Source organism: Streptomyces sp. A18 (assembly GCF_059026065.1).
Genome location: NZ_JBWLKL010000015.1, coordinates 62,479 through 81,332, shown reverse-complemented (window position 1 = coordinate 81,332; position 18,854 = coordinate 62,479). Strand labels below are relative to the sequence as shown.

At 70.0% G+C, this 18,854-nt stretch carries 16 protein-coding genes; 8 read left to right on the top strand and 8 right to left on the bottom strand.

All coding sequences use genetic code 11. The annotated features are described in order from the left end of the window. Positions 1-39: 39 nt before the first annotated feature. Positions 40-597, bottom strand: a complete 558-nt coding sequence (locus tag AC5P1C_RS23590) for a CGNR zinc finger domain-containing protein (protein WP_493867895.1) — start codon at positions 595-597, stop codon at positions 40-42. Between the two features lie 140 nt (positions 598-737). Here AC5P1C_RS23590 and AC5P1C_RS23585 point away from each other — a divergent pair, with 140 nt between their 5' ends. From AC5P1C_RS23585 to AC5P1C_RS23565, 5 genes are all read left to right on the top strand, one after another. Continuing rightward, entirely contained in the window at positions 738-1,202 is a 465-nt protein-coding gene (locus tag AC5P1C_RS23585; protein WP_493867894.1) for a VOC family protein, read from the top strand. 96 nt (positions 1,203-1,298) lie between these two features. After that, a complete protein-coding gene (locus AC5P1C_RS23580) occupies positions 1,299-2,195 on the top strand; it encodes a pyridoxamine 5'-phosphate oxidase family protein (protein ID WP_493867893.1) in 897 nt (298 codons plus the stop codon). A 213-nt stretch (positions 2,196-2,408) separates the two neighbouring features. After that, positions 2,409-2,864 carry an NUDIX hydrolase gene (locus AC5P1C_RS23575; protein WP_493867892.1) on the top strand — a complete coding sequence of 152 codons (456 nt, stop codon included), beginning with the start codon at positions 2,409-2,411 and terminating at the stop codon, positions 2,862-2,864. Between the two features lie 248 nt (positions 2,865-3,112). Further along, entirely contained in the window at positions 3,113-4,894 is a 1,782-nt protein-coding gene (locus AC5P1C_RS23570; RefSeq protein ID WP_493867891.1) for a TIGR03767 family metallophosphoesterase, read from the top strand. Between the two features lie 90 nt (positions 4,895-4,984). Further along, on the top strand, positions 4,985-5,149 hold the full coding sequence (locus tag AC5P1C_RS23565; protein WP_493867890.1) for a hypothetical protein: 165 nt from the start codon (positions 4,985-4,987) through the stop codon (positions 5,147-5,149). Positions 5,150-5,254: 105 nt separating this feature from the next. Here AC5P1C_RS23565 and AC5P1C_RS23560 read toward each other — a convergent pair whose 3' ends face one another. Beyond that, positions 5,255-6,310, bottom strand: coding sequence for a hypothetical protein (locus AC5P1C_RS23560; protein WP_493867889.1), 1,056 nt, complete (start codon positions 6,308-6,310; stop codon positions 5,255-5,257). Positions 6,311-6,467: 157 nt separating this feature from the next. Then, positions 6,468-9,041: an aminopeptidase N gene (gene pepN, locus AC5P1C_RS23555; RefSeq protein WP_493867888.1), complete on the bottom strand. Its 2,574-nt coding sequence runs from the start codon at positions 9,039-9,041 to the stop codon at positions 6,468-6,470. Positions 9,042-9,204: 163 nt separating this feature from the next. Here pepN and AC5P1C_RS23550 point away from each other — a divergent pair, with 163 nt between their 5' ends. Further along, positions 9,205-9,843 (top strand): mycothiol-dependent nitroreductase Rv2466c family protein, encoded by a 639-nt coding sequence (locus tag AC5P1C_RS23550; RefSeq protein ID WP_493867887.1) that lies wholly within the window; start codon positions 9,205-9,207, stop codon positions 9,841-9,843. 147 nt (positions 9,844-9,990) lie between these two features. Here the strand turns inward: AC5P1C_RS23550 and AC5P1C_RS23545 are convergent, their stop codons facing one another. The 3 genes from AC5P1C_RS23545 to AC5P1C_RS23535 form a co-directional block, all read right to left on the bottom strand. Then, positions 9,991-10,641, bottom strand: a complete 651-nt coding sequence (locus AC5P1C_RS23545; RefSeq protein WP_344519972.1) for a superoxide dismutase — start codon at positions 10,639-10,641, stop codon at positions 9,991-9,993. A 182-nt stretch (positions 10,642-10,823) separates the two neighbouring features. Next, positions 10,824-12,299: an amino acid permease gene (locus tag AC5P1C_RS23540; RefSeq protein WP_493867886.1), complete on the bottom strand. Its 1,476-nt coding sequence runs from the start codon at positions 12,297-12,299 to the stop codon at positions 10,824-10,826. 135 nt (positions 12,300-12,434) lie between these two features. Then, positions 12,435-13,838 (bottom strand): amino acid permease, encoded by a 1,404-nt coding sequence (locus tag AC5P1C_RS23535; protein WP_493867885.1) that lies wholly within the window; start codon positions 13,836-13,838, stop codon positions 12,435-12,437. 267 nt (positions 13,839-14,105) lie between these two features. Here AC5P1C_RS23535 and AC5P1C_RS23530 point away from each other — a divergent pair, with 267 nt between their 5' ends. After that, on the top strand, positions 14,106-14,684 hold the full coding sequence (locus AC5P1C_RS23530) for a biotin transporter BioY (RefSeq protein ID WP_493867884.1): 579 nt from the start codon (positions 14,106-14,108) through the stop codon (positions 14,682-14,684). Position 14,685: 1 nt separating this feature from the next. Here AC5P1C_RS23530 and AC5P1C_RS23525 read toward each other — a convergent pair whose 3' ends face one another. Further along, entirely contained in the window at positions 14,686-16,023 is a 1,338-nt protein-coding gene (locus tag AC5P1C_RS23525; protein WP_493867883.1) for an FAD-binding oxidoreductase, read from the bottom strand. A 147-nt stretch (positions 16,024-16,170) separates the two neighbouring features. On the opposite strand from AC5P1C_RS23525, the gene AC5P1C_RS23520 reads away from it, so the two are divergent. After that, positions 16,171-17,220: a serine/threonine-protein kinase gene (locus tag AC5P1C_RS23520; RefSeq protein ID WP_493867882.1), complete on the top strand. Its 1,050-nt coding sequence runs from the start codon at positions 16,171-16,173 to the stop codon at positions 17,218-17,220. On the opposite strand, the gene AC5P1C_RS23515 is transcribed toward AC5P1C_RS23520, so the two are convergent. Continuing rightward, the gene (locus AC5P1C_RS23515; protein ID WP_493867881.1) at positions 17,217-18,722 is read right to left on the bottom strand and encodes an amino acid permease; all 1,506 of its coding nucleotides are present in this window, start codon (positions 18,720-18,722) and stop codon (positions 17,217-17,219) included. The two genes, AC5P1C_RS23520 and AC5P1C_RS23515, sit on opposite strands and share 4 nt — an antisense overlap. Positions 18,723-18,854 lie beyond the last annotated feature (132 nt).

Here is an 18,854-nt window from a genome sequence, read left to right as displayed (position 1 = left end):
GGAGTCCGGGCCGGGAGTTCTGGCCGGGAGTTCTGGCCCCTATGTCTCGTATGTCTCGCGCGCCCGCGCGTAGTGCCGCGAGGCCTTGGCCCGATTCCCGCACGCAGCCATGGAGCACCAACGCCGGGTGCCGTTCCGTGAGGTGTCGAAGAAGTGCAGGACGCACGCCTCGTGCGCACAGGGGCGGATCCGGTCCGGCGCGGTGGCGAGGAGCGTCAGATAGTCCCGCGCCGCAAGCCACGCCGCACCCCACGTCACGTCCTTGAATTCGGGCTGCTCGCCCGGCCCTTGGGCGGTCAGGGTGGCGCGGATGCGTCCGTGCCCGAGGATCGTGTCGACGCGGGCGATGGCGGCGGGGTCGCCGGGGCTGTCCACGGCGGAGGCGAGCGCGTCGCGCGCCCGCAGGGTGTGGTTCAGCGTCGCTCGGTCCGCCTCGAAGCGGTCGTCGAGCCCATGGGTGGCCAGCCAGATGGCGAGCCCGTCGACATCTGTCAGCAGATCCTGGGGTGCGCCGTCCACCATCCACCGGGTGTTGAGCAGATCGAGGGAGAGCGGCTCGCCGACGAGCGGGCGGGGGTCGCGGGGTGCGGCGGGCATGGGGGCTCCCTTCGAGGCTAACCAGTAAAGGTTACGTGACTGGTTGACGCTCGCTGATTCTAACCCTTAAAGTTGCAATGAAAGGTTAGCTCGCTTGAGGTCAAGCGGGCGACCGCTGACGTGCTGACAAGGGGAGAGCCATGACCGTGACCCGCACACTCCGCAGGGGCCACATCGGCCTGAACGTCACCGACATCGAGCGCTCGCTCGCCTTCTACCGCGACGTCATCGGCTACGGCGTGATCAGCGAGGGCAAGGAAGAGGGCCGCAGGTTCGCCTTCCTGGGGGAGGGGGAGGACGGAACCCCCGCGCTCACGCTCTGGCAGCAGGCGGACGCGGCGTACGCGGCCTCGAACGCGGGCCTGCACCACCTGGCGTTCGAGGTGGACACCATCGAGGAGGTCCGCGCGTACGAGAGCGCTCTGCGGGCGTACGGGGTGGAGTTCGCCTACGAGGGAGTCGTCCCGCACGGCGAGGGCGCGGCGTCCGGGGGAATCTTCTTCCACGACCCGGACGGAACACGCCTGGAGATCTATGCGGGGTCTGGCGTGGGCGCCTCGGACGGTGCTCCGGTGGCGGCTGCGCCCACCTGCGGCTTCTTCTGACCCCTTGAACCGCCGTTCCGCGGCGGAATTTCCCCACCCACTCACCCGTCCATCCGGCGGCGTCCATCCGGCAGCGTCCATCCGGCAGGGAGCGACATGACCATCCCGCACACCCCGTACCACCACGGCTCCCGCGCCGTTCAGGACCTCGTCGGTGTGCGGGAGCCGGCCGACCACGTGGGGCGGTCCATCGGTGACGGCATCCGCCCCGTCGCCGCCGCCTTCCTCGAACTACAGCCCATGCTGGTGATCGGCGGCGCGGACCAGGCGGGCGCCGTCTGGGCCTCGCTGCTCACCGGTGAACCCGGGTTCGTACGGGCCACGGGGCCGCGCCAGGCATCGATCGCGGGCGGCCCGCACCGGGCCGACCCCCTCGCGCAGGCCCTCACCCAGGAGGGCACCCCCGTGGGCACCATCGCCCTCGACCCCCGCACCCGGCGCCGCATGCGCCTGAACGGACGGGCCCGCCCGACCCCCCGCGGCCTGGCGATCGAGGCCGACCAGGTCTTCTCGAACTGCCCCAAGTACCTCCAGAAGCGCGAACTGTCGCTGGACGCCGCACCGGGCCGCCCGGCCGCACCCCGCCACGGAGTGAAACTCACCGGCGACCAGCGCGCGTTCATCGCCGACGCGGACACCTTCTTCCTCGCCACCGTCCACGCGGAGGGCGCCGACGCCAGCCACCGAGGCGGCAATCCCGGCTTCGTCCAGGTCCACTCCCCCTACGAACTCACCTGGCGCGACTACCCCGGCAACTCCATGTTCCTGTCCCTCGGCAACCTCGCCACCGACGCCCGCGCCGGGCTCCTCTTCCTCGACTGGACGACCGGCACCACGCTCCAGCTCACCGGCACGGCCCGCACCGAATACGGCGACGACGGCTCCCGCACGGTCCGCTTCACCCTCACCGAGGCGGTCCAGACCCTCGGCGCGAGCCCCTGGAGCTGGACCGCTCCGGAGTACTCCCCTGCCAATCCGGCCGAGGAGGACTAGCGTCGCACTGTCAACTTCTCGGCCGTGAACGACCGAGCTTGTGCGGCTCTGGTCATTCACGCTTCGTCGCGCGCACGCCGTGATGTGGCCGTCCCGCTGAGGAAGATCGCAAGAGGCCGGTACTGTCGTTTCCTTGGACATGCGCGTTCCAACTCGGTGATCGTATGTCGGTTCGAGGCCTCACTGATCGGCATCCGGCTCTAACGTTTGAACGTGAACCGGGAGCTTCGGGTGGCGGCCTACGCCGTATGCGTGCAGGACGGGCAGCTGTTGCTCGCCCGCTGGGTGGCGGGCGACGGCAGTAAGCGCTGGACGCTGCCCGGCGGCGGGATGGACCACGGGGAGGATCCGTACGACACGGTGATCCGCGAGGCCGACGAGGAGACCGGGTATCTCATCGAGCCCGTCGGGCTGCTCGGCATCGACTCCCTCCGTCGCCGCTATCCCCGCAAGCTCGGCGCCGTCGCCGACTTTCACGGCCTGCGGATCGTCTACGAGGCGCGGGTCACCGGCGGCTCGCTGCGGCACGAGCGGGACGGCTCCACCGATCTCGCGGCCTGGCACGCGCTGGGCGCCGTCCCCGATCTCGAACGTGTCGGGCTCGTCGACATCGGGATCGACCTGTGGCGGACCCGGCCCGACGACGGACACCTCGCGGCGCCCTCCTGAGCCCCTGTGGGGCCTTCCCTTCCCCGGAAGATGAACGTGGAGTGACCGCCTCCTCTCCGGCCGGAGAGAGGTGCATGACCGCGCAGGGTGCCCGATGATCCACGTACGGTGATCGGCGTTGCCCGTTGCGGTCTCGTTAACGTGCAGGTCACCCCGGATGTCAACGATCCAGTACGAGCGGGAATTTCGCCCACTGCGGCGCTGCCCGCGACCACTGCCGACGCGTTCGCAATCGGGGAGACCGCGCCATGTCGCGCATACGCTCTGTCGCCACCGCCGCCCAGTCCACCGCCCACACCGCCCTGTCCGCCGTGGACCGCCGGGCCTTCCTCGCGACCACCGGAGCGGTCTCCCTCTCCGCGGGCATCGGCTACGCCCTGCGCCCCGGCACCAGCCACGCCGCCCCCAGCGGGCCCGCCCCCGTCGCGCTCTCCCGGCAGGCACCCGCCGCGCCCCTGATGCCCTACCGGGGCGGCACCACGCTGCGTACGGTCGCCGCACCGCGCGGCACGTCCGGCTACCGGCGGCTCGGGGACGGGCCCGCCTGGGACCGGGTGGTCCGCGGCGATCTGGCCGATGCCAAGAGCGGCCGCGAGGGGCGGCGCACCCCGCTCGCCGCGTTCGTCCAGTTCACCGACCTGCACCTGGTCGACGTGCAGCATCCGCTGCGGTACGAGTACCTGCGCGCCCAGACCGCGAGCGCCTGGCGCCCGCAGGAGGCCCTCTCGGTGGCCGGCGCGGTCGCGCTCGTCGAGCGGGTCAACGGACTGCGCGGTGCGCCCGCCACCGGTTCGCCGCTGCACTGTGTAGTGACGACCGGCGACAACACGGACAACAACTCCCGCTCCGAGCTCGACTGGTTCCTCAAGACCATGAGCGGCGGGCGCATCAACCCCAACACCGGAGACCCGCGCCGCTACGAAGGCGTGCAGGACAGCGGCCTGAAGCTGTACTGGCACCCGGACGACGACCTCCGCGACTCCGACAAGGCCCTCGGCTTCCCACGGGTCGACGGCTTCCTGGAGGCGGCCCTGCGCGAGGTCAACAGCCCCGGGCTCGGGCTCCCTTGGTTCTCGACCGTCGGCAATCACGACGCGCTGCCCGGCGGCTGCTGGGGGCCCGGAGACTCGTACTTCTCCGAATTCGCCGTCGGTGGACGGAAGTTGATGTCCCTGGACGAGTCGCGCGGTGCCGCCCTGTGGAAGGCCGTGAAGAAGGGGCGCGACCCCAAGGGCGCGCAGTTCAAGGAACTCCTGAAGAGCGAGGCGCGGCGGATGCGTTCGGTCACCCCGGACGAGAGCCGCGCGCCCTTCACCCCCGCCGAGTACGTCGAGGCGCACCTCGACCCGGCGTACAAGGGGCACGGGCCCGCAGGTCACGGCTACACGCAGGAGAACCTCGACGCGGGCACCCAGTACTACTCCTTCCGCATCAGCGACGACGTGCTCGGCATCAGCCTGGACTCGACGGACCCCGGCGGCCACTACGAAGGCTCGCTCGGCACGGCCCAAATGGTTTGGCTGGAGCGGGAGTTGAAAGCGATCGAGGAGAAGGACGGCGGCGGGTCGCATGTCATCGTCTTCAGTCACCACACCAGCAGGACCATGCGGAATCTGCGCCAGGACCCGGACCGCCCGCGCGAGGGCAGGCACGGGGGCGACGAGATCGTCGCTCTCCTGGGCCGTCACCCTTCGGTCCTGGCCTGGGTCAACGGTCACAGCCACAAGAACAGGATCACCCCGCATCAGACCCCGCGCGGCTCCTTCTGGGAGGTCTCCACGGCCTCGCACATCGACTTCCCGCAGCTGGCCCGCGTGGTGGAGCTGAGTGACAACCACGACGGCACGATCTCCCTGTTCACCACCCTCATCGAGTCGTCGGCCCCGCACCGTACGGACTACGCCGATCTCTCGCAGACGGGCCTCGCCGCGCTCTACCGCGAACTGTCCTTCAACGCCCCTGGCGCCAAGCCGGCCCTCGGCGGCGAGCCGGGCGACCGGAACACTGAGCTGATCCTCAAGAAGGGCTGAATACCGCTCAACCCGCGCAGGCCGGTCAACCCCCGTGCCGGGCCCGCGAGTCCCCCGAGTCGACCATGTTCGATGGCGGAGGGACAGGGGATGTCGATGCGTACGGGGATCACGGGGGTGGCGGCAGCGACGGCCGTGGCGGTGGCGGCGGGTGCGTTCGCGTCGCCCGCGCTCGCGTCGTCGCCGGGGCACGGGGACCGGCACCGGGCGACGCAGAGGGCGATGGAGGCCGCCATGCACTCGCGCTCGGCTTGAACGCCCCGGACGACGACGCGCCCGCGATCGTCGACGCGGAGTTCTGCGGGAAGTGACGTGGACCGGTGCGGGGCCCACCGCCGTGCGGGCCCCGTCCCGGTTCCGCTACCTGGGCAGTACGACCACATACGCCGCCGGATCGCGGTCGGCCGACGCCATCAGGGCGGTCCGTACGACGGCCGCCTGCTGTTCGAGCGAATCGCGCAGCTTCTTGGGCGTCAGATGCACGACGGTGATGCCGAGCCGCTCCAAGTGCTCGCGCTTGCGGGCGTATTCGGACCACAGCGCGTCGTCCTCCTGTCGCAGGCCCTGCCGGGGCGCCCGGGTGTCGAGCTCGACGGCGACGGCCAGGTCGGGCCAGTAGGCGTCGACGCCCCCGAGGTGCGGGCCGCCGGGCAATCGAAGGTCCACGTTCCACAGCGGATCGGGCAGGTCGTGCTCGGCGACCATCTGGTAGATCCGGTCCTCGGCGATGGCCCGCCCCTCCGCGAGCAGCGAGTCGACGGCGTCCACCACATGCGGGCGGGTGAGCAGCCGCGCCTGGTTCAACTCCCGGACGATGGCTGCCGGTTCGCAGTGCCCGCCGCGCACCGCCTCGGTCAGCAGCCTGCGCACCGCGCCCGCCTCGGTGAGCCCCGCCACGGCGTCGGCGAGCGCGCGCGGCACCGGGACCACCGGAACTCCGGTGATCTGTACGGCGGTCGGCAGTGCCTGGGCCCGCACGAGCCGGATGAACCCGGTGGAGCGCAGCCGCCGGGTGCGCGGAACGAGGACGTCGATACGGTCCAGGGAGAGCAGTGGGGGAGCCGACGAGAAGCGGTGCAGGGCGAGCGCCGCGAGTCCCGTGATCAGGGCGTCGGCGTAAGGGGCGTGGGACTCGCCCGCGCGGGGCTGTGCGGGCACGGTCTTCGCGGCCTTGGCCGGTGGCCGCCCCGCGAACAACAGGGCGCCGTGCAGGCGCTCTTCGCTGGTCGGCGGCCCCGGGTGCAGCAGGAAGACTCCCGGCAGCAGTTGCTGCCAGGGTCCTTCGGGCCGGCAGTGTGCGGAGACGTCGGCGGCGGAGATGCCGTGGGCGCGCAGCTGGGCGGTGCTCATGACGCGGCGCTGGACGTCGGCGAGGTGGCGGAGGGGGCGGGGGGAGAGCGGGGTGTTGTGGTTCATGACCGGGCCATTCCCGCTCCCGCTCCGCCCCCTAACCGCTGTTACAGGCTCGTCGACATAACCGGACAACCCCGCACTAAAGTGCAGACGTTCGACTGCCGAAAAGGTCCGGTTGGGCGCGGTACGTTCCGGCAGTCGATGCCTTCGGGCCGTGGACCTACGAGGCAGCGGCGTCGCAAGCCTGCGCCCGCAGCGACCGCGCGAGGTCGTCCCGGCCCTCAAGTACCAGTCGCCGCAGGGCAGGAGCCGCGTCCGGGTGCGAGGCGAGCCATAGGTCCGCCGCGTCCAGGGTGCCCTGATCGTCCTGGAGGTGGGGGAAGAGACCCTTCACCACGTCCATCCCGATCTGGATGGACCGCTCGGCCCACACCCGCTCGATCGCGGCGAAGAACTTGGGCGCGTACGGAGCGATCAGCTCCCGCTGCGACGACTGCGCGAACCCTGAAATGGTCGCCCCCACCAACGCGTTGGACAGGGAGTCGGACTCCACCACTGCGGCCCACGCCTGCGCCTTGACCGCTTCGGAGGGCCGCGCGGCCAGGCACCGCACCTGGTGCCGCTTACCCGAAGCCGTGTCGTCCCGGGCCAGTTCGGCGGCGAGCATCTGCTCGTCGGCCGCGCCGTGCGCGGCCAGCGGTCCGAGGAAGGACCAGCGCAGCTCCTGGTCGACGTCCAGGCCGTCGACCTTCGCCGTGCCCTCCACCAGGGTCCGCAGCAGCTGCAGATCGGCCTCGGACGAGGCCACCGCGGCGAAGAACCGCGCCCACGTCAGCTGGTTCTGGCTGCCGGGGTCCGCGATCCGCAGCTCCCGCAGCGCGCCCTCGGCGAGCGCCCGCCCGCCCTCGTCGCGCCACTCGGGGGCCGCGTAGAAGGTGAGGGCGGAGTTCGCCCAGGTGTGCAGCGTCTGCAGCACCCCGATGTCGCTCTCGCGCCCCGCGAACCGCAGCACGAGGTCGATGAAGTCCCGCGCGGGCATGAGCGCGTCCCGGGTGAGGCTCCACAGCGCGGACCAGCACAGGGCGCGGGCGAGCGGATCGGTGATGTCGCCCAGGTGCGCCCGCAGCGTGTCCAGGGAGGTCTCGTCGAAGCGGATCTTGCAGTAAGTCAGGTCGTCGTCGTTGACCAGGACCAGCTCCGGAGCCGCCTCGCCGGCCAGCTCGGACACGATCGTGCGCGGCCCTTCGACGTCCACCTCCGCGCGTGCGTACCGCGTCAGCTCGCCCTCGGGCGTGCGGCGGTACAGGCCCACCGCCACGCGGTGCGGCCGCAGTTCGGGATGGGACTCGGCGGCTTCCTGGACCACGGAGAGTTCGGTGATCCGGCCCTCCGCGTTCAGGATGACCTGGGGCGTGAGCGAGTTGACGCCGGCAGTCTGCAGCCATGACCGGGACCAGGACGCCATGTCGCGCCCGGAGGTCTCCTCCAGGACCGAGAGCAGGTCACCGAGGCGTGTGTTCCCGTACGCGTGCCGCTTGAAGTAGCGCCGAGCGCCTTCGAGGAACGCGTCCCGCCCCGCGTAGGCGACGAGCTGCTTGAGGACCGAGGCGCCCTTCGCGTACGTGATCCCGTCGAAGTTGAGCTTGGCGTCCTCCAGGTCGCGGATGTCGGCCGTGACCGGGTGCGTGGAGGGCAGTTGGTCGGCGCGGTAGGCCCACGCCTTGCGGTTGTTGGCGAAGGTGATCCAGCCGTTGGTGAAGCGCGTCGCCTCGACCATCGAGAAGGCGCCCATGAAGTCGGCGAAGGACTCCTTGAGCCACAGGTCGTCCCACCAGCGCATCGTGACGAGGTCGCCGAACCACATGTGCGCCATCTCGTGCAGGATGACGTTGGCCCGGCGCTCGTACGACGCCTGGGTCACCTTGCCGCGGAAGATGTACTCCTCGCGGAAGGTCACACAGCCGGGGTTCTCCATCGCGCCCAGGTTGTACTCCGGGACGAACGCCTGGTCGTACTTCCCGAAGGGGTAGGGATAGTCGAAGTTGTCGTGGAAGAAGTCGAGGCCCTGCTTGGTGACCAGGAAGACGTCGTCCGCGTCGAAGTGCTTGGCGAGGCCCTTCCTGCACAGGGCGCCGAGCGGGATCTCCAGGGTCGTGCCGTCGTCGAAGGTGCGGCTGTAGGAGTCCTCCACGTAGTGATACGGGCCCGCGACGACAACCGTGATGTACGTCGCGATCGGCTTCGTCTCGGCGAATTTCCATACGCCGTCGACCAGTTCACCCGCGCCGTTCGACCACGTGGTCCATCCCTCCGGCGCCTGCACCTCGAAGCGGAAGGGTGCCTTCAGGTCGGGCTGCTCGAAATTGGCGAAGACGCGCCGGGAGTCCGCGGGCTCGTACTGCGTGTAGAGATAGACCTCGCCGTCCTCCGGGTCGACGAAGCGGTGCATGCCCTCGCCGGTGCGGCTGTAGGCGCACTGGGCGTCCACCACCAGTTCGTTCTCCGCGGCCAGGTCCTCCAGCGTGATCCGGGTGCCGTCGAACACCTCGGAGGGGTCCAGGTCCTTGCCGTTCAGGGAGAGTGCCGTGACGCTCGGGGCGATCAGGTCGGCGAAGCTCGCGGCGCCCGGTTCGGCGGAGCGGAAGCGGATGGTGGTGACGGAGCGGAACGTGCGCGGCTCCTGGTCGCTCTCGCCGATCGCGGAGCGCAGGTCGAGAAAGACCTCGTACCCGTCGACGGACAACAGCGCGGCCCTCTCCTGGGCCTCGTCGCGGGAAAGATTCTCACCGGGCACGGGCGGTACTCCCTTGTACTCGCAGACGGAAGTCGTGGATCGCACGACCTGTACGAATGTCTACGATCCTCGCATGCGCCCTCAGCGCGCGGTATCCGGGAATGCCCGGGTAGATCACTGACGTTCCCCTGGCCAAGCGCGCACATATTCCCTAGGGAGAGACATGTCCGAGAACGGCAAGACCCCGGTTGACTTCTGGTTCGACCCGCTGTGCCCGTGGGCCTGGATGACCTCGCGCTGGATGCTCGAGGTGGAGAAGGTCCGCGACGTAGAGGTCCGCTGGCATGTCATGAGCCTCGCCGTGCTGAACGAGGACCGGCTCGACGAGCTGCCCGAGGAGTACCGCGACATGCTGGAGACGAAGGCGTGGGGCCCGGTCCGCGTGGTCATCGCCGCCCAGCAGAAGCACGGCGACGAGTACACCGGCCGCCTTTACACCGCACTCGGCACCCGCTTCCACAACCAGGGCGAGGGCCCGACCCGCGAGGCGGTCGCCGCCGCGCTCAAGGACGTCGGGCTGCCCGAGGACCTCGCGGAGTACGCGGACTCGGACGAGTACGACACCCAGCTGCGCGCCTCCCACCAGGAGGGCATCGACAAGGTCGGCCAGGACGTGGGCACCCCCGTCATCGCCGTCCCCGGCGCGGACGGCGAGCAGGTCGCCTTCTTCGGCCCCGTCGTGACGCCGGCCCCGAAGGGCGAGGCGGCGGCGAAGCTGTGGGACGGCACGCTCCTGGTGGCGTCCACGCCGGGCTTCTACGAGATCAAGCGGACGCGGACGCAGGGCCCGATCTTCGACTAGAGGAACGGACGTCACCGTCCCCCGGAACCCGGCATACCGAAAGGCCCCCGTGAGTCATGTCCTCACGGGGGCCTTTCGTCTATCCGCCTGCCTCGGCGAAGGTTGAGAAGACGATCACGAGGCAGGACGTTTCACGGGGCCAGCGCCTCACGGGGCGAGCAGCAGGCTGTTCACGCGCTGCTTGGCCGCGTCGTAACGCTTGGCCACGTCCTGCCAGTTGACGACGGCCCACATGGCGTCGATGAAGTCGACCTTCTGGTTCTTGTACTGCAGGTAGAAGGCGTGCTCCCAGGCGTCGAAGACCAGGATCGGCGTCGAGCCCTGGCCGACGTTGCCCTGGTGGTCGTAGACCTGCTCGACGATGAGGCGGTTGCTCAGCGGCTCATAGGCGAGCACGCCCCAGCCCGAACCCTGCGTGGTCGCCGAGGCCTTGGTCAGCTGGGCCTTGAACTTGGCGAAGGAGCCGAAGGACTCGGTGATCGCGTCCGCGAGGTCGCCGACACCGTCCGCGGCCAGCGGCTCACCGCCGCCACCGTCCTTCGGGCTGTTCATGTTGTGCCAGTAGATGCTGTGCAGGATGTGCCCGGAGAGGTGGAAGGCCAGGTTCTTCTCCAGGCCGTTGATGGCGCCCCACGTCTCCTTGTCGCGCGCCTCCTCCAACTGCTCAAGGGTGTCGTTCGCGCCCTTCACGTACGCCGCGTGGTGCTTGTCGTGGTGCAGCTCGACGATCTGGGGGTTGATGACCGGCTCGAGCGCCGCGTAGTCGTACGGAAGTTCAGGAAGCGTGTAAATGGCCATGTCCGAGCCCTCCGACTGCTGCTCTGCTGTAGTGCAACGCTTATTGCAACCTATATGCAAGTGCAGGCTAGCAGCAGGAGTAGCGCGGAGTTGATCAGCCCTTCGTCCTAGGACCGCGGGCCCGCACAGCACGACGGCCCGTCCACGAGAAGTGGACGGGCCGTCGTGCTGTGCGTGTTCGGTCAGACGGAGCTGTCGGTGGAGCCGGGGCTCCAGGCCGCCGTACCCGTTCCCGCCGACCCCTTCCCCGCCGTCTTCTGCCGCACGAACCCGATCACGGCCAGGATCAGCGTCAGCGTGCCCGTCGCCAGGAGCTGCTTGCGCGTGTCCGGCTGTTCCGTCATCAGGTAGAAGATGTACGCCATCGCGGCGAGGGCGACCCAGGTCAGGAACGGGTAGGCCCACATCTTCACGACCAGCTTCTCGGGCTCATCGCGCTCCGTCCTGCGCCGCAGGATCAGCTGCGAGGCGGCGATGAAGATCCAGACGACCAGGATCATCGCGCCGATCATGTTCAGGAGCCAGGGGAAGACGTCGTCGGGGCGCCAGTAGCTGAGCAGGACGCAGACGAAGCCGAAGACCGAGGAGGCGAGGACCGCGAGGCGCGGGACGCCGCTGTAGACACGGCCGAGCACCTTGGGACCCTGGCCGCGCGCGATCAGCGAGTACGACATGCGCGAGGCGCCGTAGATGTTGGCGTTCATCGCGGAGAGCAGGGCGATCAGGACGATGACGTTCATGATCTGGCCTGCGCCGGGGATGCCCAGGTGGTCGAGGGTGGCGACGTACGGGCCCTTCGCCACGACCTCCTTGTTGTCCCACGGCAGCAGCGTGACGACGACGAGCATCGAGCCGACGTAGAAGAGGGCGATGCGCCACATCGCCGTGCGTACGGCCTTGGCGACGCTCTTGACCGGGTTCTCGGACTCCGCGGCCGCGATCGTGACGGTCTCCAGACCGCCGTACGCGAACACGGACGCGAGGAGGCCGATGATCAGGCCGTCCGTGCCGTTCGGCATGAACCCGCCCTCACCGGTGAGGTTGGCCGTGCCGGGGGCCGGGGCGTCCGAGCCGGGGAGCAGGCCGAGGATGGCCAGGACGCCGATGCCCAGGAAGAGCGCGATCGCGCCGACCTTGAGCGCGGCGAACCAGAACTCGAACTCGCCGAAGTTCTTCACGGCCGTCAGGTTGGCCCCGCAGAACACCAGCATGAAGAGCGCGACCCAGGCCCACTCGGGGCTGTCGGGGAACCAGCCCACCATGATCTTCGCGGCGCCGATGCCTTCGAGGCCGACGGCGACGCAGAGCAGGAACCAGAAGCCCCAGCCCGCGGTGAAGCCCGCCCAGGGGCCGATCGCCCGCTCGGCGTGGACCGAGAAGGAGCCGGACGCCGGGTTCGCCGCCGACATCTCCCCGAGCATGCGCATCACGAGCATGACGAGCGCGCCGGATATCGCGTAGGCGAGGACGATCGAGGGACCGGCCGCGGCGATGCCCGCTCCGGAGCCCACGAAGAGGCCGGCACCGATGACGCCGCCGAGGGCGATCATCGAGAGGTGCCGCTGCTTGAGTCCGTGGACGAGCGGCGAATCAACCGCGGGGGCGGCGTCGGGTGACGCGTCCTTGGGGGTGTCCTGGGGAGTGGACAACCGAGACATGGGCGTGCCCTGTTCAGTAGCTGAGACGGGGGAGCGAGCGGCCCACAGTCTGAAGTCCGGCACCGCTGACAGGGAACACCTGACCGCTATACGGACACCACGCTCACACTTTGTGAAGGCGTGGGCACGAGTTGTTCACGCCTGTTTCATGTGCGCCGCGCGCCACTCCCGCAGCCCCGCGACCGCCAGGACGAGCCCTGTCGCACCCGCCGACCACAGCAGCTGCGGCCGGGCCCCGTCATCGGTCAGCATCAGTCCGAGCACGGCCGCCATCGCCGCGAGCGCCGCCCACGTCAGATACGGGAACGCCCACATCCGCAGCACGAGCCGCTCCGGCGCATCGCGCTCGATGCGCCGCCGCAGCCGCAGCTGCGAGACCGCGATCAGCGCCCACACGAAGAGCAGCACCGCACCGACGGAGTTGAGCATGTAGAGGAAGACCGAGTCGGGCCACTTCAGATTCAGTACGACGGACACGAACCCGAAGGCCACCGACGCCAGGACCGCCCGGCGCGGGACCCCGCCGCCCGACACCTTCAGGAGGGCCTTGGGGGCCTCGCCGCGCTCGGCCAGCGAGAAGACCATCCGGGACGAGCCGTAGAGGTTGGCGTTCAGCGCCGAGAGCAGCGCCACGAACACCACGATGTTCATGATCGTGCCCGCGGACGGCACCCCGATCGAGTCCAGGACCGTCACATACGGGCTGACGCCGGCCTTCTCCGCCGTCCACGGCAGCACGGTCACGATGACCAGCATCGAGCCGACGTAGAAGAAGAGGATGCGGTAGACGGCGCTGCGCACGGCGCGGGCGACCGAGCGCACCGGGTCGTCGGACTCGGCCGCCGCGATCGTCACGACCTCCAGGCCCCCGAAGGCGAAGACGACGGCGAGCACGCCGGAGATGACGCCCTCCCAGCCGTTGGGCAGGAAACCGCCGTGCCCGGAGAGGTTGGTGAGGCCCACGGGATCTGTGTCCGGCAGGACCCCGAAGATCGCGAGCAGCCCGAGCACCAGGAACGCGACGATCGCGAAGACCTTCAGGGCGGCGAACCAGAACTCGAACTCGCCGAAGTTCTTCACGGCGGCGAGGTTGGCCGCCGTGAACACCATCATGAAGATCAGCACCCAGGCCCACTGCGGTACGCCCGGTGCCCAGCCATGGGCGATCTGCGCGGCACCGGTCGCCTCCACGGCGAGCACGACGACGAGCAGGAACCAGTAGAGCCACCCGACGCTGAACCCCGCCCAGCGGCCGAGGGCGCGCTCGGCGTGCACGGAGAAGGACCCGGACGCGGGCATCGCGGCCGACATCTCGCCGAGCATCCGCATCACGCACATCGCCAGCGCACCGGCGATGAGGTACGAGACGACGATGCCGGGCCCGGCCACGGCGATCCCGGCCCCGGACCCGACGAAGAGTCCGGCCCCGATGACACCACCGAGCCCGAGCATGGTGAGATGCCGCTGCTTGAGGCCCCCGCCGAGCGGCTCGGGTTCCAGATCTGTTGCCGCCGTCGTGGCCGGGGGTGCGTCGTGCATGCGTGCTCAGGGCTGCTCTCGGGATCACAGAAACTTGGCGGGAACCTACAGTCTCCCCGGGCGGTATCCCCGTACGCAAAACGGGCCCCTGACACCGCCCACCTCAGTGACGAGCATCACGCCCCCGCAGGGGTATCCGCCGCACGTTGTGCAGAACCCACCACCGGGCCACCCGGCACCTTGTCGCCCACCGCCGGTGATCCGCGCCCACGCCTGAGATAGCGTCGCGGGGTCCCATCTGCCCGTCCCAGAACCCGCGGAGTCCCGATGAGCATCGCCGCCGTCTCTTCCCGTCCCGGCCAGGTCCTCGCGGACCTGATTCCCGCGTCCCGCGCGAAGGACGCGGTCTTCGTCCTCGGCGGCGCCGCCCTCACCGGGATCGCGGCCCAGATCGCCGTGCCCGTCCCGGGATCGCCCGTACCGGTGACGGGGCAGACCTTCGCCGCCCTCCTCGTCGGCACCACCCTCGGCGCCCGCCGCGGTTTCCTCTCCCTCGCCGTGTACGCCCTCGTCGGCATGGCCGGCATGCCGTGGTTCGCGGAGGCCGGCTCCGGCGTCGCCGCGCCGTCCCTCGGCTACGTCCTCGGCATGCTCCTCGCCGCCACCGTGGTCGGCGCACTCGCCCGCCGAGGCGGCGACCGCTCCGTCCTGCGCACCGCGGGCACGATGGTGCTCGGCTCCGCGATCATCTACGCGGTCGGTGTCCCGTACCTGGCCGCCGCGACCGGCATGTCGCTGACCCAGGCCGTCGCCGCCGGGCTCACGCCCTTCCTGATCGGCGACGCCCTGAAGGCCGCGCTCGCGATGGGCGCGCTGCCCACCGCGTGGAAGCTGCTCGACCGCTAGCTCAACCGGCGTTCCCCACGCCGTAGTTCCGCCTGAAGAGGTTCGCCGGGTCGTACATGGCCTTCAGCCCGGCGAGCCTCTTCTGCGTACCGGGGTCGTACAGACCGGCGCCCCGATCCCCGGCGGCGAAGGCGAAGTTGAGCAGCCGCCCCACCGTCCCGGGTGCGAAGAGCCCGAACGCCCGGTCCTGCACGGCCCGTACCGCGTCGAGGCCGGACTCGTCCAGCGGCGAGAGCACCCGCACCAGCCACCCCGCGTCCCGGTAGGGCACCGCGTTCCCCGCGGGCTTCGCGAGCGCCCCGCCCAGCTGGTTGATCTGGACGACGTGCATCGAATCGGCGGCCGGACCGGTCAGCGCGAACAGCTCGCAGGCCGCCGCGACGTCCAGCTCACGCACCACCACGCTGTCCCCGTAGTAGGAGTGCGCGAACTCCGGGTCGCTGTGAATCGTGTGGCTCTCGGTGTACGGCATCTCCCGCAGCGAGTCCGACTCGACGGGCCCGATCTCCCGCAGCGGCGCCACCAGACGCTCGCCCGCCGCCTCGGAGCCCGTGTAGGCGACCCGGACCGTCACCAGGTACCGGCCCCGCAGATGGGGCGGCATCTGTGGAATGTCCGGATAGACGAGCGCCGCCACCGACGACGTCAGCTCGTCGGGCACCGTCCGCGTCCACGCCTCGTACGCGCGCAGCACTTCCGCCGGATCGACTCGCCTCCCGTCGAACTCGATCGCCCCGCCGTACACCCGCTCCACCGCCACCAGGCCGATCTCCAGGGCCGTCACCACCCCCAGGTTCGCGCCCCCGCCGAGCAGCCCCCAGAAGAGCTCGGGCTCGGAATCCGCCGTGACGTGCCGCAGCCTGCCGTCCGCCGTGACGACGTCCAGCCACCGGACGTGGTCGGCCGCGTACCCGAACTCCCGGGCCAGGAGGCCGAGGCCGCCGCCCAGCGTGTACGAGACGGCGCCCACGCCCGGCGCGGAACCGTTCAGCGGGGCGAGCCCGTGCGCCGCCGCTGCCTCCACGACCTGGCCCCAGCGGACGCCCGCGCCCACGGTGACCGTGCGCGCCTCCACGTCGATCCGTACGGAGTCCATCCGCCGGGTGCTGATCAGTACGCCGTCCTCCGATGCCCCCGGAAGCCCGTGCCCGGTGGCCTGCGCTCCGATGGGCAGCCTCGCCTGCGCGGCGTACGACACGGCGGCGACGACGTCATCGGCACTCTCGGCCCCGAACACGATCGCGGGCCGCTGCGTGAAACCGGTCTGGTAGCCGGCGATCTCCTCGTCGTACCCGTCGTCGCCGGGCCGGAACACGAGTCGCTGAGCGGTGAAATCCACGGTGATCCTCCAAGAAGTGCCGGTTGACGCGGCAGAGCTTCCCCGGAAAACCTGACATCCACCGTCAAGTTTTCCCGGCGGGCGAAGGCGCTCTCGGGAATCCACCCGAACTGTGCTGTCATGAAAGGAGGTTGGGGGTGAACGCCCATGCCGGAGCCGCGCGTGGTCGCGGGCCGCTACCGCCTGCTCGACGTCATCGGGCAGGGCGGCATGGGCCGCGTGTGGCGCGCGGCCGACGTACTCCTGGACCGCCGTGTCGCGGTGAAGGAGATGCGGATCGACGGACCCTTCGGGGGTCCCGACACGGAGGACGGCCGCGTCCGCAGAGAACGCGCACTGCGCGAGGCGCGGGCCAGCGCGCGGATCGATCACCCCGGTGTCGTCCGCGTCTACGACGTCGCCGAGGAGGACGGCCGCCTCTGGATCGTCATGGAACTGATCGAGGCCCGCTCTCTCGCCCGGTACCTCGACGACGAGGGCCCGCTGGACGAGCACGGGGCGGCGCGCGTCGGCCTCGCCCTGGTGGCGGCGCTGCGGCGGGTGCACGCGGCGGGCGTCCTGCACCGTGACATCAAGCCGGGGAACGTCCTGCTCGGCCCGTCAGGACCTGCCGACCGGGTGGTCCTCACCGACTTCGGGATCGCCGCGCTCCAGGACACGGGCCGTCTCACGCAGGCGGGGCAGCTGGTGGGCTCTCCGGAGTACATGGCGCCGGAGCGGGTCTCCGGGGCGGAGCAGGGCCCGCCGTCCGACCTCTGGTCCCTGGGGGCGACGCTCTGCACGGCGCTGCGCGGCAGCTCGCCGTTCGCGCGCGAATCGGCGCTGAACACGCTGGTCGCCGTCCTGCACGAGGCACCTGAACTGCCGCCGGAACCGAGCGGGTTACGTCCCGTGCTCGCGGCGCTCCTGACCAAGGAGCCGGAGCGGCGGCCGGGTCTCGACGAGACGGAGGCGGCCCTGCGGGCGGTGCTCGCGACTCCACGGAGGCCGCGGGAGTCACCCGGAGATCAGGCCGGAGCCACCGACTGGCGGTCCCGCGTCCTGACCGCCCTGGTCCTGCTTGTCGCGGCCGCCGTGGCGGCCGTCATGTTCTTCACCGCGCGCGATCCGGGTGGCGGGGAGCCACCCGGACCTGGCACGCGTCCGCCGACGGTGGCGGGTACGTCGACCACGCCACCGTCGGACGGTACCGGCTAGGCGTCGACGCGGGCGTCGACCGGGTCGGCGTCGGGGTCGGCGTCAGGGTCGGTGCCGGCGTCACCGGTCTCGACGCGGGGCCGCACCTTCTCCCGTATGAGGGAGAACGCCACCACGAACGCCGCGGCGAGCAGCGAGAGCAGCACCTGCTTGCGCCCGGCCTCGTCGGTCAGCATGTAGACGAGCACGAACGAGATCATCGCGATCGTGACCCACGTCAGGTACGGGAAGAGCCACATCTTCACGACCAGCTTCTCCGGCTGCTCGCGCAGGATGATGCCGCGCATCCGCAGCTGCGTGAACGCGATCATCAGCCAGACGAAGAGGGCCACCGCGCCCGACGAGTTCAGCAGGAAGTCGAAGACGGTGTCCTTCCACTGGTAGTTGAACCAGACGGCGACGAAGCCGAAGACGACGGAACCGAGGATCGCGGTCTGCGGCACACCGCGCGCGTTGGTGCGCGCGAAGGACTTCGGCGCGTCACCGCGCTGGCCGAGCGAGAAGGCCATGCGGGAAGCGGTGTAGAGCCCGGAGTTGAGACAGGAGAGGACGGCGGTCAGGACGATGACGTTCATGACCTGACCGGCGTGCGGAATGCCGATCGAGTTCAGCGCGGCGACGTACGAACCGTCCTTGACGATCGACTTGTCGTTCCACGGCAGCAGCGTGATGACGACGAAGATCGAGCCCAGGTAGAAGACACCGATGCGCCAGATGACGCTGTTCGTCGCCTTGGTGACGGCGCGCTGCGGGTCCTCGGACTCGCCTGCGGCGAGCGTGACGATCTCGGACCCCATGAACGAGAAGACGACCATGAGCACACCCGTGAGGATGGCGCCCGCACCCTGGGGCATGAATCCGCCCGCGTCGGTGAGGTGCGCGAATCCGGCGCCGGGGTTGTCCGAGCCGGGCAGCACACCGAAGACGGCGAGCAGACCGATGACCACGAAGCCGCCGATGGCGACGACCTTGATCCCGGCGAACCAGAACTCGAACTCACCGTAGGAGCCGACCGAGACGAGGTTCGTCAGGGTGAGCACCACCATCACGATGAGCGCCCAGCCCCACTGCGGGACGGAGGGTATCCACCCGTTGAGGATGACGGCACCGGCGGTGGCCTCGACCGCGAGCACCACGACCCAGAAGAACCAGTAGAGCCAGCCGATGGAGAATCCGGCCCAGCGGCCGAGGGCCTGGTCCGCGTAGGTGGAGAAGGAGCCCGAGGTGGGCCGTGCGGCGGCCATCTCGCCGAGCATCCGCATCACGAGAACGACCATCGTGCCGACGAGGGCGTACGAGACGAGGATGGCGGGACCGGCGGCTGCGATTCCGGAGCTGGAGCCGACGAAGAGTCCCGCTCCGATGACGCCTCCGATGGCGATCATGGAGAGATGGCGGTTCTTCAGCCCGGCCTTGAGGCCGTCACCGGTGTCTCCAGACTGCGGATCCCCAGGTTCGTTGGGGTTGCGGTCTGCCTTCGCAAGGGAGGGTTGCGAGGTCATGGACGAATCCTTAAGTTCTCGGGTCACGAGCCCCCGCATTCAAACTCAGGGGTGTACGTGACGGAAGTCCTGACTCCGGATCGTGATATTCCGGCCCGATGGCCCAGACCTGGGTGACCAAGGTCCTGGCCC

What these genes read in the sequence shown, in the direction of transcription:
- AC5P1C_RS23590 (WP_493867895.1), bottom strand. Translation starts at nt 597, where the DNA reads ATGCCCGCCGCACCCCGCGACCCCCGCCCGCTCGTCGGCGAGCCGCTC.
- AC5P1C_RS23585 (WP_493867894.1), top strand. Translation starts at nt 738, where the DNA reads ATGACCGTGACCCGCACACTCCGCAGGGGCCACATCGGCCTGAACGTC.
- AC5P1C_RS23580 (WP_493867893.1), top strand. Translation starts at nt 1,299, where the DNA reads ATGACCATCCCGCACACCCCGTACCACCACGGCTCCCGCGCCGTTCAG.
- AC5P1C_RS23570 (WP_493867891.1), top strand. Translation starts at nt 3,113, where the DNA reads ATGTCGCGCATACGCTCTGTCGCCACCGCCGCCCAGTCCACCGCCCAC.
- AC5P1C_RS23565 (WP_493867890.1), top strand. Translation starts at nt 4,985, where the DNA reads ATGTCGATGCGTACGGGGATCACGGGGGTGGCGGCAGCGACGGCCGTG.
- AC5P1C_RS23560 (WP_493867889.1), bottom strand. Translation starts at nt 6,310, where the DNA reads ATGAACCACAACACCCCGCTCTCCCCCCGCCCCCTCCGCCACCTCGCC.
- AC5P1C_RS23550 (WP_493867887.1), top strand. Translation starts at nt 9,205, where the DNA reads ATGTCCGAGAACGGCAAGACCCCGGTTGACTTCTGGTTCGACCCGCTG.
- AC5P1C_RS23545 (WP_344519972.1), bottom strand. Translation starts at nt 10,641, where the DNA reads ATGGCCATTTACACGCTTCCTGAACTTCCGTACGACTACGCGGCGCTC.
- AC5P1C_RS23540 (WP_493867886.1), bottom strand. Translation starts at nt 12,299, where the DNA reads ATGTCTCGGTTGTCCACTCCCCAGGACACCCCCAAGGACGCGTCACCC.
- AC5P1C_RS23535 (WP_493867885.1), bottom strand. Translation starts at nt 13,838, where the DNA reads ATGCACGACGCACCCCCGGCCACGACGGCGGCAACAGATCTGGAACCC.
- AC5P1C_RS23530 (WP_493867884.1), top strand. Translation starts at nt 14,106, where the DNA reads ATGAGCATCGCCGCCGTCTCTTCCCGTCCCGGCCAGGTCCTCGCGGAC.
- AC5P1C_RS23520 (WP_493867882.1), top strand. Translation starts at nt 16,171, where the DNA reads ATGCCGGAGCCGCGCGTGGTCGCGGGCCGCTACCGCCTGCTCGACGTC.
- AC5P1C_RS23515 (WP_493867881.1), bottom strand. Translation starts at nt 18,722, where the DNA reads ATGACCTCGCAACCCTCCCTTGCGAAGGCAGACCGCAACCCCAACGAA.